Below are 15,288 nucleotides of genomic sequence, written 5' to 3'. Positions count from 1 at the left end.
TTCCAAATAATTCTATTGTATCGTGATATGGTTAAGAGCAAAATTAAATTTTTCTTATAGACACTTCTTTGCGTTTTATTTACACAATGGCTTGTATTTCTTAGCAAAAGTTTTATTTTTCAGTTAAAATAAGATCGTTTTTTAAATAAATTGAATTAATAATGCCAACTTCTCATCTTTTATTAACCTTGCTCGTAGTCGTTATCTGGGGACTAAACTTTATTTTTGTCAAGTTAGGACTCGGAGAGCTGTCTCCATTATTGCTTTGTGCGGTTCGTTTTTTCTTGGCGAGCATTCCGGCTGTCTTTTTTATAAAACCTCCTGCGGGAGTGCCCTTTAAGATTATTGCCTTGTATGGTTTAGTCATGTTTGCCTTACAGTTTGCTTTTGTTTTTATGGGGATGAGTGCAGGCATGACTCCTGGTATGGCCTCATTAATCATGCAAGTTCAAGTGTTTTTTAGTATGTTTTTTGCGGTGATTTTTTTGGGAGAGCAACTCAATATTAGTCAGATAGTTGGTGCTTTAGTGGCGTTTATGGGGATTGGTGTGGTTGCCCTGCATTTTGATGCTGATGTCTCTTTGCTCGGTTTTATTATGATCTTGGCCGCTGCAGCGACATGGGGAGTGGGTAATCTCATTACCAAGAAAATTAAAACCAATAATTTTGTTGCTGTAATTGTGTGGGGGAGTTTTGTCGCTTGTTTTCCTATGCTTCTTCTCTCGTTACTCTTTGAAGGACCACAACAAATTGCTGCCAGCTACAACCAGTTAACTTGGACAGGAATTGGTTCTTTGTGTTATATCGTGTATGCCTCAACGTGGGTAGGTTATGGCATATGGAATTGGCTGCTTGGCCGTTATCCAGTTGGTATGATAGTGCCCTTTACCTTATTAGTACCCGTAGTGGGTATGCTGAGTTCCATTTTATTGCTAGGGGAACCATTTCAGTTATGGAAATTGGTTTCTGGTTTACTGGTTATCAGTGGACTTTGCATTAATATCTTAAGCCCGCGTTTATTTGTGGCTAAAGTTCAGCCAACAGAAGCATAACAGTAACAAACGCTAAAATAAATTATCGCAAAAGTAATGCGCTTAAGTATATGATTGCCTATTTTGATGACTAGAAACCTGTAATGAGTAACTATAAAACAATAGTATTATGCGCTGATGATTTTGGAATCAACCCTGGAGTATCAGTAGGGATTTTAAAATTAGCGGATAGGCAGCGTTTATCTGCGGTCAGTTGTATGGCCAATATGCCTGATTTTAATCTCCATGCACATGATTTATGTGCTGTAAAAGATAAAGTGCAAACGGGCTTGCATTTTAATCTAACTGAGGGGTTTTTATTAGCAGAGCCACATCAACGTTGTTTTAGTTTAAATGCTTTATTAATGAAAAGTCATCTACGTTGGGTTAATCCTTTATCTATCGCTAATGAGTTTAATACCCAGTTAGATCATTACATCAGCATGATGGGGGGGCTACCGGATTTTATTGATGGGCATCAACATATGCATCAGTTTCCTGGGATAAGGCAAGTGATTCTTAAAATTTATAAGCAGCGTTTACAAGCCCATGGGACTTTTATTCGTTCCACTTTTCCTTCTATTAGTCTTCCTCCGTATCGATTTAAGGCGCAAATATTGGCGGTAACAGGAGGTAGGGCCTTATCTTCGGCGTTAAAGAAAAGCAATATCTCGCATAATGACTGTTTTTCAGGGATTTATGATTTTAATCCTGGTTCTAATTATAGGGATTTGTTCAGGCAATGGATGAGCCTTATTCCTACCAATACTCTGATCATGTGCCATCCTGGTGAGGGGATGGATAATGCTGATGCTATTGCAGCAGCTCGCCGTATTGAAATGGATTATTTTTTAAGTGATGCGTTTTTAGAGGATTGCCAGGAATATCGTGTGAAATTGAGGGCGATTAACAAAGGGTAATTAATCATCTAACAATCCAATTTGTGCTAATAAAAAGGTTCTGCAACCACGGTCGCCAAAGTTGCATCGATATCGTTCACTTCAGATTCACAATTAATCTCCGAATCTATTTAATTAAGGGGGGCGCTTAATTTAGCAAAGAATGTCAATTCAGTTTTTCTAATAAAATAATATCTGTACCACGGATATGCGATATTTTTTTTACTGTTACTGATGTTCCCTGTAGTATTTTTTGTATATCAGAAAATAAATCAAAACCATGATGTTTTAATGGGCGTAATAAAAAATAAGCTTTGCCTTTGTTTGCAAGCGAATTTTCTAGCGCCCGAATATAACTTTGAAAAGAACTATCTAAATAAAATCTACAACGATTTTTAAACTTAGACGGTGAAAGCATTCCGTGTCCTAGTTGGAAATAGGGGGGATTGCTGATAATCAAATCAAATTTGCCTTCCCAATTTTTTTCATGTAATTCATCATAATTTAAAAGATGCCAGCGAAATTCCAATTCAGGTCGATTGACGTTAGCCACGTTTTGATAAAAATACTCAGTATAAATATCCTGGATCTCAACAAAATCAATCTGCCGGATTGCTCGAAGATGCCACGATAGTTCAATCCCTATCACTCCACAGCCTGCGCAGAGATCTAGTACTCGTAATGAACCAAGATCTGTGTGGGAGTTCAATTGTGTTGCGACAAATCTCGCAAGGTGAATTGAGTCAAGACTAAAATGATATTCGTCAGGTTGTTTGTAATTATAAGTAAAATACATTATTTGGTTCGTTCTGCATTGCATAAGTCATTTCTAAATGCACCGATAAAATATTATGATAAACATATAATTGGGGGGCGACAAGTAATGAAATAAAAAGTTGCTTTAAGCGACTAACGTTCTTCCTTATATGCTGTTTTCAGACAACCCTAGTTACGTGGGCAATGCGCCTTCCATAGGCCGTCTCAGATCGTCCCCCTACGTTTTATTTGCCTATCTAAACTATGCCAGTGGCCTACTTTATTGCTTTTCACACTCCCAAATACATTAGACCTCTAGCATACCTGCATCTTTTGCCTTATTGCCGCATTGTAAGCATTTCTCCGGTACTCAATCATTATCATTTATTGATTTTGAGGTACCTCTAGGAAATCTCGCGGGATGCGGCTCCTTAATGGAGTATATCCTCAGGGATTTAATCAACTTCATAACTATATCCTACGCTGTAGAAGAGTGTTAGTCCCACGAGTCAACCGACTTGCTAGTAAAGCCATCGCCTTCATCAATATCACTTAATATTATTTTAATCATAGTGAGTTAATATAACATACAGAAGACATGATTTAATCTCTTTAGACATATGTTGTTCATTTCCGGGATTGTTAAAGAATGTACAAATGGGCCATTTAGATTCTAGTTATGTTGTATCGGTTCTAGATATAAATGAGGGGGTATAAAAATGCTTACTAAAGTGTGTAAATTAGTTACTACAGTTCGACAACACGCATTCGTTGGTCGTGCGATGCAGGCAAATCAGAGTCGAGGTATTTCTACTTATGCTTCGGAGAGGTTTACAGAAGAGTGGTCCAAACCTAGTAAACAAGAAATTGCTAAAGCAATCACACTAGAAACAATTGTGCCAACACCTACTTTACAACGAGAGGAGGTTTTAGTTCAACCACCACTACCTCCAGGAAAAATACATCACCCAGCAGTCGTTTATGCTATGGGAGCCACTTATGGCAAACAGTGTGCAGTAGATAAAATTAATGCTATTTGTCCGGAACATTTTTTACTGATGCGATCAGCAATAGGCGTAGCAAGAAATCCAGAAGGTTCTCTTCTTGAAGTTGCCTATGCTATAGCGGAGATTCTTGCAAAAGATCTAAGTAAAGTAGATTCCAAAACACTTGAAAGCCTATTTCAGGTCGGTTCTAATGTAAATGAAAGTCGCTCTAAAGATGTGTTGGGAGATCATAGTGGGTTGGTTCGTATCCTAAACAATGCTCGTAAAGTTCCTCCTCAGCAACTTTTACGAGTTCTTGAGGTTGTTTTATCACCATTGGGTATGCTTGCAAACGCGCATGGCGGCCAGTTCGACAAAATAGAAAAAGCTAAAAAAGACGGAAAGGATATAGGCAATTTAGATGCTTTTATGCAAGATATGATGCAAGCACTCAAGCAATATCATGTCCCTTATATTAAAGCACCAGGTTCACCGTATGCTCATTTACAAATGGAGCAATATATGGAAGGTGCACAAGTATCTGATGATGAGCTTGTTACTATTAATCATTTTCTTGAGTGTTGTTCATCCGGGAAAGGTGGAAATATCCCCCCGATTCCTCAACTCCGTAGTGTAGTCGTTCGTGATCAAACTGGGAGAACAATACATCTTCATGATCATTTGAATCTACCGCATTTTTTTGATGTTTCTGGCACCACGGGGGCAGTTATGCAAGCTGCATTGGGTCTTTTAAGCAAGGGCGGTAAGTCAGATCTTGTAAAGGGTCCAGAAGCGACTGTACTTTTAGGTATGTTATTAGCTGGTGTTAATTTTTATAAGCAAGGATACCATAATTTTTATGAAGTTTTGCCTGCCCTGAATTGGGTTAACCACCACATTTGGGATATTGGTTATGTACAACAGACACCTACTGAACTTGTTCGTGCTGTGCCTGAAGTATTAACGCAATGTGTCAATCCTTCTAGTAAAATGGCTCCGCTTGTTTGCGATGCAATGGCTTTGGCTACGGAGCATTTCGAATTGCATCATGAGTTATATAAAGAAGATATTAAGGCAAAGGCAAAGGCAAAGATGCAGCAACAGCCAACTCCAATTGGCTCTCCAGAATGAAACTTAGAAGAAAATACCTACTAGTTAATTTTTGCCTTGCATGGCCACAATTAACTAGTAAGTGATTGAGATATTTTTCATTGGGAGCAAAAACTCTAATGGTTTGAATGACTAACTGAGAAAGACAGCTCCAAAACAGCTAGTCTTCAGACCTCACTACTTCATTTTTAGTGCTGTCGTATCTAAATCAACTAATTTCTCAATAGGGGTATAAGATATTACATCAAGTAAACTATGATCAATGTAGTGAATAGGAGTACCATTTTCAGATAAACTGGTAATACATGTAACATCGCACAATAGTTCGTATTTGCCCATTTGCGCATAATACGTTTTAACCATTTCCTGCCACTCGTCTTTTTCACTAGGAGACAGCGCATCTAATATGTCAGTAGTATAAAGTGGCGCTGTGCCTAAATAGCGTGGCTTCACCGGAGTAACATTTAAGCCAATAAGTTTTGTACCCTCGGGCAAAATAGTTATCTTTGTAGGTATGTTTTCAAGTTTAAATAATTTTTGTTGTAGTTGAATATGTTCTTCGCTATGAGGATTAAATACATGAGCGGTTGAGAAGAAACGATTATTACTGTGAGTGATAAGTGGCCTGTTTGCTCCTCTAGAAGCACTTGGTAAAAATCTACTTGATAAAAATCTACTTGATAATTTCATAAGCATAGCAATCCTTGTTTAATAAAGCAGATATATTATAATACAAAGTATTGATAATGTCGCCAATAAATGAAAAATTTTTAATCTTTGTGTTTAAAATTAGCCACTTGTGGGGCAGTAGTAAATGAATATAAATGGTCTAAATAATTTTAAATGAATGAATTAATATTCATTGCAACAAAAGAAACCGCTCTTGGTCAGCAGTTTGGATCGTTTGATCCAATATAGGATGTAGGAGCAGACTCTATTGGTCACTGAACCAATATGAGTCGCAGATGTCTCAATTAAAAAAAGTAGCTTAACTGAGTTGTATCGTTTTGTTTGACCATGTCAAGGCAAAGGCAAAATCTGATCGTGAGCTAATGCGGATTAGGCGAGGTGTTCGGCTCATATAGCTCTTCATTATATAAATTGCGATATAAATTTTGACTTTTCTCAATCATACAGTCATATAAGTGCATATAGTAATGTGAACTAGTAATTTCTTCGCGGCTTCTTTTAAACTCTTCGTTAGAAGATAGGTGTAATTTTGCTACCATTTGATCTAATTCCAATGTTGCAAACTCTTTAGCTTGTTTAGCATGCGTGTTAAGAAATGTTTGATGATTTTTTACACTCCAATTATCAGTATCGAGGGGTTGACTCTCAAAACCATACAGATGGTTATCTGGCTCAGGAATCATCTCAGGATTTTCCAAGAAAGATTTAATTTGTATTAGTCTTTTGATGTCATAGTAGCCCAGTTGATCAAAAATAGAGCGATGAAATAGTCGTTTTAATATGGAGTTGTTGACTAACCCTTCCGTAACAGGAGCGAATAAAGTGAGCCATTTGTCTCTTTCCCATGGAGATAAAAACCGTATAATATGTACCAATCCATCCATAAAAAAAATATCGCATGTAATAGCAATATTTCTTAAGAGCAGGTCGGAAAGTTCTGTTATAGGTGAGGGGTGAACATATCCTCGAGCCAGAACGTTTCTAGCATATCCTCGAGCCAGAATGTTGATAAGGCTTCTATATTGAGGAATTATCTCTCTCATCGTAGAAAGTCCGTCAGAAGTCGTAGTAACAATATCATTTAAGTTTTGTAAGAATTTTAATTTCTTTTTAACGACAATATCAATTCTAGCTTTGAAGAGATCCACTACGTTTAATTGATGCGCTAAACGTTTGGAGAGCATGTTATTGCCAAATGACCATAAATAGGAGTAGGTTGAAAAGTAAGTTTGTAATAATTTGCTTAATTGAGGTAAATTTCTTAATTGTCTGGCGTTGTCATCGAGATACTTAAGAGCTGCGGGAAAATTTTTCTCTCGTAGAAAAGTTTGTAATTTAGTTAAATAATTTACTTCGGATTGTTCTGTATTAAAAAAGGAGAAGAAATTTTTCCGCATATTACCAGTTTTTATTGTCTTAAGGCGATTTTCTACTAATCGTTCCAAAACCTCACATTTATCATAAACACCCTTGGCAAACAATTCTATAATTTCTCTGTAAGTAGAACACTGTGCTCTTTGTACAATGTTAATAAATTCTTTAATACCTCGTTCAATAGATGACTGAATATTTACTAAACGCATAATTAATCCTTTAATAAATGAAAATCCCTATGTGATTTCTTTAGCATTTACGAGTTTGTTATTTTATGAAATAACCACATATTATCGCAAGCATTATTGTATTGGACTCGCTTGATCTCTAGTGAGCTTTTAAGGGGCGGTTCGGGGCGGGACGTAACCGACATCGAATGCCCATCACTATTAGTTGAATTCAACAGTGGATTTAAGTTCTGGGAGAAGTTCATCAGTTTTATCAACAAGTGAATTTATTATCCATCTTAGGTATCGGGGGAGATATGGAATATTGCAGACCTATAGAGGCTATTACTATTCAGGATTTCATACAAAAAGCGTTTCTCTTTTATTTTTTCTCTTTTTTTTCCAACTTGTGGCCATCTAGATATCGTTCATTACGTTCATTGTCTTGTTTCTCTATCTGTTTTTCTTTTTTTGTCCTTCCGAACTTAACTCGATTTTCAGAGGCTTTCTTTTCTTTTTCCAGACGAATTTTAGTCTTTCTTTTTTTATTAAGATTAATGACGTCGGCCATAGTACTCTCTATTAATATGATGTTGTTTATACTATAGCGCATAAAACACGTGCAAATCATCTAAATCCACAAATACATCCATACAATTCTGTTTTAATGACCATGGACTCCAATGCCAGAGCAATACCTTGCCCGCCTCCAAACATCATTTATGGGGAGGGTGTCAAAACTGTTGTGCTCTCTAAAGTTGGGCAACAATTGGGCGTAAGAATACGCTCTTCACTCAACCTCGCATCAAAAAATCTTAGCCCAGCTTTAGAATTATTAGGTCTGGGAGATTCTGATGTTGGTAATAGAGTATTATTTTGAAGTGTATCTGGAGTATGGCTTTGACTCATTTTTTCTATCAATGGCTCCTCCATCGGTGAAGGATTTTGAGTCGATTCTTTTCTATCAAAAACGGTAGGCCAAGTAAAAGCTATCGATACGAATACTAAAATGACTGGAGACAATATTGCCATGATAATGGTTAATGCAAGTTTCCCTCCTATAATTTCTCCCAGCGATTCACCAACATGAATTCCGCTTCGGATTCCTCCGGCAACAGAATAAGCAAGAGAATCACCTATTAAAGCACATAATTTGAGTATATTGATGGCTCCATACTTTATCTTTTGTGCTAGTGTTTGGTTTTCTTCCGGTGGTTGAAGTATTGATTCAAATTTTTCTTTTAGATCGACATACGTTTTCGGGTTAAAGACTTTATATACTTGTGAAAAAGTATTAACAACCATGGTTGTTGAAGTACATATCATAGAAATAACATGTGCTAAAATGTTATCAGGATCCACACCGAATATAGTGAAAAGCTTATTAATCCCTGATACAGTAGTAAACCAGGTTAGTGTCGCATACACAGCTAAAAAGACCGTACTTACGATTCCTAATAAGCCACATCGCAAAAGACCATAAGGTTTTTTATACTCCTCAATAAAAAGATTTTTAAATTTTGCATAATTTTCACGTATGCCTACAGCTTGAAACGAATAAAAAGAGATAGCTGTAATCAAAGATAAACCTATCGTAACTATCAAAACTAGAGGGTTAGAGGCGAGCATACCTGCCCCCAAAAAAGTGAGAAGTCCTACAAGACCTGCATATCCAGAAATGCCCGCAGAAATACATGCCAACAATGTCACGATACCAAAAAATAATTTCTGACCACTATCGAATATCGTTTTTTGTTTCATATTTTCTTCAGGGGTTTTAAACGTTTTTTGTTTTTGAGGCTGAAAGCCAGCGCTATCAAGCATGGCTTTCCCACGACTTACTACACAAACTATTCCGTTACATAAGGAAAGTACTATCGCTAAGCCGAGACTAATGCCAAAGGGAACTCCTAAAGTACTTAATAATCCCAGGCAAAATACCATACAAAGCGCCATGGAAGTAATGACTTTGCCAATAACTAAAGGCACTCCTTTTATCAGCCTATTTCTATCTTGAATGGGGGTTCTTGCAAATTCTTGGCCATTGCTAGAGCAGGTAGCAATTTGTAAGACATCTTCCTTTGATAATCTTTTTCCACCCGAAAGGATCTCTCCCCACTTAAAGGTAAAGAAACTCCAAAAATAGTGGGAAAACGGACGTTCTAGAATATCTGTTATTCGAAGATCCCCATTTAGAATGGCTTGTTGGACTATTTGCGATTCTTCTTCAGTAAATTGATATTGTTTGAAAGAAGTAATAATCCAATCTTTTTGAGTACTAAATTTCCTTTTTAAAACCATTATGACATCAGGGCGTTTATGAGCAGAAAAATCGATTTGATCTTGTTCTACTAAACTAACTATTTCATCCATTCCAACAAATTCCTTTTTAATGCAAAGGATGTAGCTTATTTATAATTTTACAAGAATTCCATTTAAATTTTTAATTAATTATCAATAGATATGATACTGCTATCATTTTCATTAGAAAGATTTGACATACTATGCGAGTTACATTTAAATTTCATTTTTTTATCATGATATGGACCATCATGGCATTTTTGAATTTTCTAAAACCTGCTCCTTATCTTAATGAAATTCAAGATAAAACCATTGTTAAAAGGCAATATCGTTATTGGCGTATTCGCACCTTTTATGCAATGTATATAGGTTATGCTTTGTTTTATTTTACGCGAAAAAGTTTTACCTTCGCTATGCCTGCATTACAAAGCGCCTTGGGGATGACCACAACTGAACTGGGATTGATTGCTAGCATTTTGAGCTTAAGTTATGGCATCAGCAAATTTTTGAGCGGAATTCTTGGCGATAAGTCAAATCCTCGTTATTTAATGGCGATTGGGCTAATTTTGACAGGTATTGTTAATATTTTGTTTGGATTGTCTTCCACCTGGTGGTTATTCGCTATTTTTTGGGGATTGAATGGTTGGTTTCAAGGGTGGGGATGGCCTGGATGTACTAAATTATTAACACATTGGTATTCTCAATCCGAACGGGGTCGTTGGTGGAGTGTTTGGAATACATCACATAACGTTGGTGGAGCATTAATTCCATTGATTGTTGCTCTGTGCGCGCAGTATTTCGGCTGGCGTTCAGCCATGTTTGTGCCCGGGATCATCTGCATTTTAGGAGGTGTTTTTTTAATCAATCGTTTAAGAGATACTCCCCAGTCGCTTGGTTTACCTGCGATAGAGCAATATCAGGGAGATTTTTCTGGTTTATCAAATCACTACCAAGAAAAAACAGAACTCTCAGTCAAGGAAATTCTTTGGAGTTATGTGTTAAACAACCCATATATTTGGATATTGTCCATTTCTTATTTGTTTATTTACATTGTCCGAACGGCCATTAATGATTGGAGCATGTTGTACTTAACGGAAATGAAGGATTATTCCCTAATCACAGCAGGTAGTTGTGTCATATGGTTTGAGGTTGGTGGTTTTTTTGGAAGTCTGGCTGCCGGCTGGCTTTCTGATAAAATATTTCAAGGTAAACGTAATCCAATCAATGTTCTCTTTACTGCAGGTGTATTTGCTACCTTGTTGCTATTTACATTGACTAGGGAATATACGCCCTTCATCGATTCTTTGTTTCTTTTTTTCTTTGGTTTTTTTATCTTTGGACCACAAATGATGATTGGTTTGGCGTGTGCAGAGTTAGCACATAAAAAAGCAGCGGCGACTGCAACTGGCTTTGCCGGATTTTTTGCTTATTGTTTAGGTGCTGTTCTGGCTGGTGCTCCTTTGGGTGCAATTATCAAAAATTACGGCTGGGATAATTTCTTCCTCACATTGCTTATTTGCTGCTTGATTCCATTATTTATGATGCTGCCACTCTGGCATGTAAAAGCCCATCCAAGTAAATCAGAATTTTCAAGCAAATCTGAGTTTGCTTAGTGATAGGTGATCCAGTAAAAATAAAGGGTGGTGCAATTAATGGAGTCGCCAGAATGTGGCTATTTATGGGGTGAAACGAGGGTATGCCGTAGCAAGCTGCGGAAGAGATGGTGGTAGATCCATCGAGATCGATCACCAGCGATAGGTCTCAAACCACGTCATGCTGCTGTTGTTAAGAGCAAGGGTCGTGAGTGATGAGGATAGTCAGGCAATGCTCTGGCGAGGAATGGATTAGGAAGATGAATGCTAGTTAATGCTGTACGCTTCCTCCTGCGTTTATGCCAAATTTTTTTATCTTGGCGTCCACTACAGCACATACTTATACCAATAATGGGATTTTTTCTACTAAAAGCCACTTCAAATTGATTGACGAGTGCTAACCATACAATTCATAATTCGATGCGATCTCTTTGCTTGCCAGACGAGTTTATTTTTTTCGAAAAGAGCTCTACCTAAAGGAAAGGGAGCATTAATCTGTTTGTGAGTTACTTCTGCAGGTAAATGCTATATAGGTTTGACTGGAGAACTTTGGACTCTCAAGCGACAATCAATATAGAATCAGGGAGGATAAATACTGATGAAAAAGTTTCTTGGTACCGGGTTCATTGGACGCTCCGCTGTTGCAGCGATTATCAACTTTGGTAAGAAAAGGCCTATTGTAAAAAACTGCTGTCTCGTAGCCTTCTCTCTCCTTCTTATGGCGTTCCGTACGGAAGCAATGCCACACAAGGCATCGAATATAGCTGTTTTAAATTCTCTTTTTATCACGTCTAGCAATTCTCCGAGCAGAAGTTCGGCGGTTCCTTCTCCGTCGTGCTCTTCACGTTCAGCCTGTGTCGCTGATGTGAACTTTCAGAAAGAGTTTACGGGCTTTGTGAATTTCATTCATAGTCGATATCCGTCTGCTCAAGTACCGTCTGCTGAACGGCTACAACGGCATGCCTGTAATACTCTTTCACCTGGAGACTCACCTAGCGCAGACGATAGCGCAGACGATCTTGAGGTGAACTATGGTGAGGCGGTGCCAATGGGGCAATGGCTGGCAGCTTATCTTAGCTACAGTTACTGGAGCACACAACCAGGAATGAATCCATATCCAACTTCTCCTGTTTGGTGGTGCTTTCTTGATAATTCTAGCAGCTATGTTGTGAGCGATACCAATGAGAAGTTCGAAGGAGCTGCCAACATTATCGCCAGCTTTGATGGTCTTGGAAAACCTGCTGCGAATGGCGGCCAAGGTTTTTACGTAAACCAAGCGATCGTAACAGATGTCTATCCCGCAGCCTCGCTAGACCAGGGATCTTTCGCCGCGCAGACTTTCACAAACAAGGAGCTCGTGGCAATTGATGCGGCAGCTCCCGGCACCACCAAGCCTTTGGCACAATATCAGTTGCTTATGAAGATCCAGGCGCATGAGACTTATCCACGCCGGACGATCTCTTCAATTCAAGAGACGATAAATAAGCTCGCAACGATCGAATGGTTAGGCTTGTGCTCCATTTCATGCACCAACTGCACTCCTGGAACAATCTGTCCGTCAGCATAAGGAATTTTCTTTTTCTAAGTTGCACTAATCCGATGGGGTCGACCCCATCGGGTTTAAAACAAAAATGACTCCTTATAGAAATAATTTATATCGTTTAAGCCGAAAAAATAGGTGCATTTCTGGCTTCGTTGCAAAAACTGACTGTAGTTTATAATTTAATCTAATCCCATCAAATAATGGAATATCAAGATCCGATCAACTCAACCTACGGCATTTTTTATAAATGCCTTTAAAGTGCTCTTTTGTTTTTTGAGATATTTTAATGGGATATGTCATTCGTAATGAGGCTTTTGCAACATTTATTCTTCATTTTTGTTACCCTTTTAATTTTTTTTAGATCTTTTAGTATCTCGATGCACGTATTTGCTGCAAATCCGGATAAAATACTGTATAATGCGCGACTATTAATCCATTTTAAATTTATAAGAGTGCTATGGCTGATTTAGACCTTTACAGAAACATTGGTATCTTCGCCCACGTAGATGCCGGAAAAACCACCACTACTGAACGTATTCTTAAGCTCACCGGTAGAATCCATCGAATGGGAGAAGTTCACGAAGGTGCATCAACAACCGATTTCATGGAGCAGGAAGCGGAGCGCGGTATTACCATACAGTCAGCAGCGGTCAGTTGCTTCTGGAAAGGTACTCGCTTCAACGTAATCGATACCCCAGGACACGTTGACTTCACCGTAGAAGTTTATCGTTCACTGAAGGTACTCGATGGCGGCATCGGGGTATTCTGTGGTTCTGGCGGCGTTGAGCCTCAGTCAGAAACCAACTGGCGCTATGCGAATAACTCGAAAGTATCTCGTTTGATTTTCGTAAACAAACTTGACCGTATCGGTGCGAACTTCTTGAAAGTGACTGAGCAAGTGAAAAAAGTATTGGGTGCAAATCCATTAATTATGACTTTGCCCATCGGTATTGAAGACAACTTCGTAGGGGTTGTCGATTTATTAACCCGTAAAGCGTATGTTTGGGACGAAACTGGCCAGCCAGAAAATTACAATGTTACTGACGTACCAGCCGATATGCTTGACGACGTGGAAATGTATCGCGGACAATTAATTGAAACAGCACTTGAGATGGATGATGATTTGCTGATGGCTTACTTAGAAGGAGAGGAGCCTTCAATAGAAGACATTAAGCGTTGTATCCGTAAAGGTACGCTTGAGTTAGCCTTCTTCCCAACTTATTGTGGTTCGGCCTTTAAAAACAAAGGGATGCAACTATTATTGGATGCAGTGGTTGACTATTTACCTGCTCCCCATGAAGTTAATCCTCAACCTTTGACCAATGCTGAAGGTGAGCCAAACGGTCAATTTGCTATCGTTTCTCCTGATGAGCCGTTTCGCGCCTTGGCATTTAAAATCATGGATGACCGTTTTGGTGCTCTAACGTTCGTACGAATATATTCAGGAAGACTAAATAAAGGTGATACTATCCTTAACTCCTTTACCGGTAAAACTGAGCGGGTCGGCCGTATGGTTGAGATGCAGGCTAATGAGCGTAATGAATTGCAAAGCGCTGAAGCAGGCGACATTATAGCCATCGTAGGCATGAAAAACGTTCGAACCGGTCACACTCTTTGCGATCCTAATCATGAGTGTACACTTGAAGCGATGGTTTTCCCTGAGCCAGTCATCTCTATTGCTGTTACGCCAAAAGATAAAGGCTCAACCGAGAAAATGAGTATTGCTATTGGTAAAATGGTTGCCGAAGATCCAACGTTTAGGGTTGAAACTGATGAAGATTCAGGTGAAACTATTCTTCGTGGTATGGGTGAGTTACATCTTGATATTAAAGTGGATATTCTGAAACGTACGTATGATGTTGAGTTAATAGTAGGTCAACCACAGGTTGCTTACCGAGAAACCATAACCAAATCGATTCAAGACAGCTATACCCACAAGAAACAATCCGGTGGTGCTGGTCAATACGGTAAAATTGACTACACTATCTCACCAGGCGAGCCAAACACTGGATTCACTTTCACCACTTCTGTTGTGGGTGGGAATGTCCCTAAAGAATTCTTCCCAGCAATTGAGAAAGGTTTCCGCTCAATGATGGGTACCGGTACGTTGGCAGGTTTCCCTGTATTGGATGTTGTAGTTGACCTCAATGATGGTGCTTACCATCCTGTTGACTCCTCAGCAATTGCATTTGAAATTGCTGCAAAAGGCGCTTTTCGTCAATCTATACCAAAAGCTGCCCCACAATTGCTTGAACCAATCATGAAGGTTGACGTTTATAGTACAGAAGATGATGTAGGTAATGTGATTGGTGACTTGAACCGTCGTCGCGGCATGATCTCTGGCCAAGAACCCAGTGCAGGTGGTGTCCGTATTAAGGCCGATGTTCCTCTTTCAGAAATGTTTGGTTACATCAGTACCTTGCGCACCCTTACTTCCGGTCGTGGTCAGTTCTCAATGGAGTTCTCTCACTATGCTGCTTGCCCAAGCAGTGTAGCTGAAGCAGTGATTGCCAAAGAAAAAGAAAAGAAAGCCGCTGCTACTAAGTAAGATAGTTAGTAATGCCTAAAAAAGCCCTGTCAGTTTGTTCTGATGGGGCTTTTTTTAAGTCTCAATAAATCCATAAGCAAAGCTATCTATAGAGTTTTTCAATTCAATGAGGCTGAGAAGATACAAACGCTTTTGGGTTTGTTTAACTCCACCAGTTAACCAATCAGCCTGAATTGAACCTTCCCTTGAGATCTTTGTGGAACGTATTGGGCAATATTTTTTTGCTTCAAATTGTGAGGACAGTTTTTTGCATGGGGTTTGCTTATGATAAGCGGTAATTAACTTACAATA

11 protein-coding genes are annotated in these 15,288 nt (G+C 38.6%); 6 read left to right on the top strand and 5 right to left on the bottom strand.

The features are described from left to right. The first annotated feature begins 161 nt into the window (after nt 1-161). Both LFA_RS15295 and LFA_RS15290 read left to right on the top strand, forming a co-directional pair. Entirely contained in the window at nt 162-1,052 is an 891-nt protein-coding gene (locus LFA_RS15295; RefSeq protein ID WP_045096939.1) for an EamA family transporter, read from the top strand. Between the two features lie 83 nt (nt 1,053-1,135). Continuing rightward, the gene (locus tag LFA_RS15290; RefSeq protein ID WP_045096938.1) at nt 1,136-1,951 is read left to right on the top strand and encodes a ChbG/HpnK family deacetylase; all 816 of its coding nucleotides are present in this window, start codon (nt 1,136-1,138) and stop codon (nt 1,949-1,951) included. 145 nt (nt 1,952-2,096) lie between these two features. Here the strand turns inward: LFA_RS15290 and LFA_RS15285 are convergent, their stop codons facing one another. Continuing rightward, nucleotides 2,097-2,750 (bottom strand): methyltransferase, encoded by a 654-nt coding sequence (locus LFA_RS15285; RefSeq protein ID WP_231865863.1) that lies wholly within the window; start codon nt 2,748-2,750, stop codon nt 2,097-2,099. A gap of 655 nt (nt 2,751-3,405) precedes the next feature. Here LFA_RS15285 and LFA_RS15280 point away from each other — a divergent pair. Then, nucleotides 3,406-4,803 (top strand): hypothetical protein, encoded by a 1,398-nt coding sequence (locus LFA_RS15280; RefSeq protein WP_052674002.1) that lies wholly within the window; start codon nt 3,406-3,408, stop codon nt 4,801-4,803. Nucleotides 4,804-4,959: 156 nt separating this feature from the next. Here LFA_RS15280 and LFA_RS15275 read toward each other — a convergent pair whose 3' ends face one another. The 4 genes from LFA_RS15275 to LFA_RS15260 all read right to left on the bottom strand — a co-directional run bounded on the left by LFA_RS15275 (nt 4,960) and on the right by LFA_RS15260 (nt 9,386). Next, complete coding sequence (locus tag LFA_RS15275) at nt 4,960-5,472, bottom strand: hypothetical protein (protein WP_157010390.1); 513 nt, start codon at nt 5,470-5,472, stop codon at nt 4,960-4,962. Between the two features lie 359 nt (nt 5,473-5,831). Beyond that, complete coding sequence (locus LFA_RS15270) at nt 5,832-7,055, bottom strand: hypothetical protein (protein WP_045096935.1); 1,224 nt, start codon at nt 7,053-7,055, stop codon at nt 5,832-5,834. Between the two features lie 340 nt (nt 7,056-7,395). Then, a complete protein-coding gene (locus LFA_RS15265) occupies nt 7,396-7,584 on the bottom strand; it encodes a DUF4169 family protein (RefSeq protein ID WP_045096934.1) in 189 nt (62 codons plus the stop codon). A 149-nt stretch (nt 7,585-7,733) separates the two neighbouring features. Then, nucleotides 7,734-9,386 (bottom strand): hypothetical protein, encoded by a 1,653-nt coding sequence (locus LFA_RS15260; protein WP_045096933.1) that lies wholly within the window; start codon nt 9,384-9,386, stop codon nt 7,734-7,736. A 179-nt stretch (nt 9,387-9,565) separates the two neighbouring features. On the opposite strand from LFA_RS15260, the gene pgtP reads away from it, so the two are divergent. The 3 genes from pgtP (at nt 9,566) to fusA (ending at nt 14,997) form a co-directional block, all read left to right on the top strand. After that, entirely contained in the window at nt 9,566-10,927 is a 1,362-nt protein-coding gene (gene pgtP, locus LFA_RS15255; RefSeq protein WP_045097675.1) for an MFS transporter, read from the top strand. 577 nt (nt 10,928-11,504) lie between these two features. Then, complete coding sequence (locus tag LFA_RS15250) at nt 11,505-12,473, top strand: hypothetical protein (RefSeq protein ID WP_045096932.1); 969 nt, start codon at nt 11,505-11,507, stop codon at nt 12,471-12,473. Nucleotides 12,474-12,906: 433 nt separating this feature from the next. Continuing rightward, nucleotides 12,907-14,997, top strand: coding sequence for an elongation factor G (fusA, locus tag LFA_RS15245; RefSeq protein ID WP_045096931.1), 2,091 nt, complete (start codon nt 12,907-12,909; stop codon nt 14,995-14,997). The last annotated feature ends 291 nt before the right edge of the window (nt 14,998-15,288 follow it).

The organism is Legionella fallonii LLAP-10 (assembly GCF_000953135.1).
GTDB classification, from domain to species: Bacteria; Pseudomonadota; Gammaproteobacteria; order Legionellales; family Legionellaceae; genus Legionella; species Legionella fallonii.
This window is presented reverse-complemented; position numbering and strand designations above follow the sequence as displayed.